At 67.5% G+C, this 3,255-nt stretch carries 2 protein-coding genes; both read right to left on the bottom strand.

Annotation, left to right across the window (positions count from 1 at the left end; all coding sequences use genetic code 11):
• Positions 1–2,421, bottom strand: a 2,421-nt coding sequence (locus CCR87_RS08365) for a molybdopterin-dependent oxidoreductase (RefSeq protein ID WP_201157076.1), incomplete at its 3' end; no start/stop codon positions are given.
• Positions 2,418–3,255: NADH-ubiquinone oxidoreductase-F iron-sulfur binding region domain-containing protein (locus tag CCR87_RS08360; protein ID WP_201157075.1), on the bottom strand; the 838-nt coding region annotated here is incomplete at its 5' end. The genes CCR87_RS08360 and CCR87_RS08365, both read right to left, overlap by 4 nt.

Here is a 3,255-nt window from a genome sequence, read left to right as displayed (position 1 = left end):
GGTCAGTACCAGCGGATAGTCCTGGTCGGGCAACTCGGCTGGCGGGGTGATGTCGACCGGCTTCATGCCGCCGCGTCCGCTCGGTGTCGGGAAGCCTTCGGAGAACACGATCGGTTCGCCCGGATGGTCCGGGGCCGGGCAGGGGTAGGTGACCGACCCCTCGCGCTCCAGCCGGTCCCAGGTGATGTTGGCGAGCGACGGCATGATACCGGCCATTTCGGCGTAGACCTCGCGCACCTGGGCGAAGCCGAAGTCGTGGCCCATTCGCCGGGCGATCTCGTGGGTGATCCACCAGTCCTGGCGCGCCTCGCCGGGCAGCGAAATCGCCGGGCGGCCCAACTGCACCTGCCGGTTGGTGTTGGTGTAGGTGCCGGTTTTCTCCTGCTGGGCGGAAGCGGGCAGGACCACGTCGGCGTGGAAGGCCGTTTCGGTCAGGAAGATCTCCTGCACCACCAGATGCTCCAGCTTGGCGAGCGCGGCGCGGGCGTGCGTCTGGTCCGGGTCGGACATCGCCGGGTTTTCGCCCATGACGTACATGCCCTTGATCTCGCCGTCGTGGGCCGCGTTGACGATCTCCACGACCGTCAGACCCTTCTGCCCGTCCAGTTCGGTGCCCCAGTAGTCCTCGAACTGCTGCTTGAAGTCGGCGTTGGTGACCGGCTTGTAGTCCGGGAAGACCATCGGGATCATCCCGGCATCCGAGGCGCCCTGGACGTTGTTCTGCCCGCGCAGCGGATGCAGGCCGGTTCCCTTGCGCCCGATCTGGCCGGTCGACAGCGCCAGGTTGATCAGGCTGCGGGAATTGTCGGTGCCGTGGACGTGCTGGCTCACCCCCATGCCCCAGAAGATGATCGAGGCGTTGGAGGTCGCGTAGGCGCGCGCACACTCCTTGATCGTCTGGGCGTCGACGCCGACCAGTTCCGCCATCTCTTTCGGCGGGAAGTCCTTGACCTTCTCGCGCAGCGCCTCGACGCCGTCGGCATGCGCCTGGATGTACTGCGTGTCCTCCAGCCCCTCGGCGAAGATGGTGTGCAGCATGGCGTTCAACAGCGCCACATCCTGGCCTGGCTTGAACTGCACGTTGCGCCAGGCGTAGCGGCCGAGCTGCACCTGATAGCGTGGGTCCATCACGATCAGCTTGGCGCCGTTCTTGGCGGCCTGTTTCAGGTAGCTCGCCGCGACCGGATGGTTTTCGGTTGGGCGGGCGCCGATCACGATGATGCACTCGGCGTCGCTGGCCGCGTTGAACGGTGCGGAGACGCCGCCGGAGCCGAGGTTCTCCATCAGCGCCGCGACCGAGGAGGCGTGGCACAGCCGGGTGCAGTGGTCGACGTTGTTGGTGCCGAAGGCGACCCGCACCGTCTTCTGGAACAGGTAGGCTTCCTCGTTCGTGCCCTTGGCGGAGCCGAAGCCGGCCAGCGCGCCCGATCCGTCGCGGTCGCGGATGCGTTGCAGGCCGCCCGCCGCGACCTCCAGCGCTTCCTCCCAGCTGGCTTCGCGGAAGTGGGTCCAGGGGTTGGCGGGATCGACCTTGTCGTCGCCGCGCTTGGGCGCGTCCGCCCGGCGGATCATCGGCACCTGCAGGCGATGCGGATGGCGGCTGTAGTCGGTGCCGAAACGGCCCTTCACGCACAGCCGCTGTTCGTTGGACGGACCGTTGCGCCCGTCGACCGAGATGATCCGGTCGTCCTTGACGTTGTAGGTAACCTGGCAGCCGACCCCGCAGAAGGGGCAGACGCTCTCGACCTGCGTGTCGGGCCATTCGGTGCGGGTCTGCTGCTCGTCCAACAGCGCGCTTTCCATCAGCGCGCCGGTTGGGCAGGCCTGCACGCACTCCCCGCAGGCCACGCAGGTGCTCTCGCCCATCGGGTCGTCGAAGTCGAACACCACCTTGGCGTCGTGACCGCGGTGGGCGAGGCCGATCACGTCGTTGACCTGGACCTCGCGGCAGGCCCGGACGCACAGGTTGCAATGGATGCAGGCGTCCAGGTTGACCGCCATCGCCGGATGGCTGGTATCCGGCTGCCACTGCTCGCGCTCGGGAAAGCGGGACTGCGCGACGCCGACCTGGTCGGCCCAGTGCCAGAACTGGCTGGTCGGGTCGTGGCTGGTCTCCCGCGCGGGCTGGTCAGAAACCAGCAACTCGAACACCAGCTCGCGGGCCCGGCTGGGGCGGTCCCCAGCCACGGACACTTTCATGCCCTCGCTTGGCTTTCGGATGCAGGAAGCGGCCAGCGCGCGCTCGCCTTCCACCTGCACCATGCAGGCCCGGCAGTTACCGTCCGGCCGGTAGCCGGGCTCCGGGCGGTGGCACAGGTGGGGAATCTCGATGCCTTCGCGCTTGGCGACCGTCCAGATGGTCTCACCGGGCGCGGCCTCGACCGTCCGGCCGTCGATCTCGAATCGGATGGTGTCGGTCATGTTTCGAGATCCTCAGGGAAGTACTTGAAGACGCAGTCGATCGGGTTCGGAGCTGCCTGGCCAAGGCCACAGATCGAGGCATCACGCATGACCTGCGACAGGTCGGCGAGCAGTTCCTGGTCCCAGCGGTCGCGTTCCAACAGCTTGACCGCCTTCTCGGTGCCGTTGCGACACGGCGTGCACTGACCGCAGCTTTCGGCCTTGAAGAAGCGCATCAGATTGCGCGCGGCGGCCTTGATGTCGTCCTGGTCGCTCAGGATCACGATCGCCGCGGAGCCGATGAAGCAGCCGTATTCGTCCAGCGACCCGAAATCGAGCGGGATGTCGCTCTTGCTGGCCGGCAGGATGCCGCCGGACGCGCCGCCCGGCAGGTAGGCCTTGAAGCTGTGCCCCTCGGCCATGCCGCCGCAGTACTCGTCGATCAGCTCGCGCACCGTGATCCCGGCCGGGGCGTGCTTGACGCCCGGCTCCTTCACCCGGCCGGAGACGGAGAAGAGACGTAGGCCCGAGCGCCCGTTGCGGCCCTTGCCGGCGAACCATTGCGGGCCGTGCTGGATGATGTCGCGCACCCAGTACAGCGTCTCGACGTTGTTGGTCAGGGTCGGCTGGCCGAACAGGCCGACCTCGGCGGCGAACGGCGGCTTGTGCCGGGGGAGGCCGCGCTTGCCCTCGATCGATTCCAGCATCGCCGATTCTTCGCCGCAGATGTAGGCGCCTGCGCCACGGCGCAGGTAGACCGGGCAGATGCGGTCGATGTAGCCAGCGCGCGCGACCCGGTCCAACGCCTCCTGCAGCAGGCGGTTCACTTTCGGATATTCGTCGCGCAGATAGATG

The organism is Rhodobaculum claviforme, from assembly GCF_016653255.1.
Taxonomy (GTDB): domain Bacteria; phylum Pseudomonadota; class Alphaproteobacteria; order Rhodobacterales; family Rhodobacteraceae; genus Rhodobaculum; species Rhodobaculum claviforme.
Note: the sequence above shows the minus strand (reverse complement) of the source record. Positions and strands in the feature narration are given on the sequence as shown.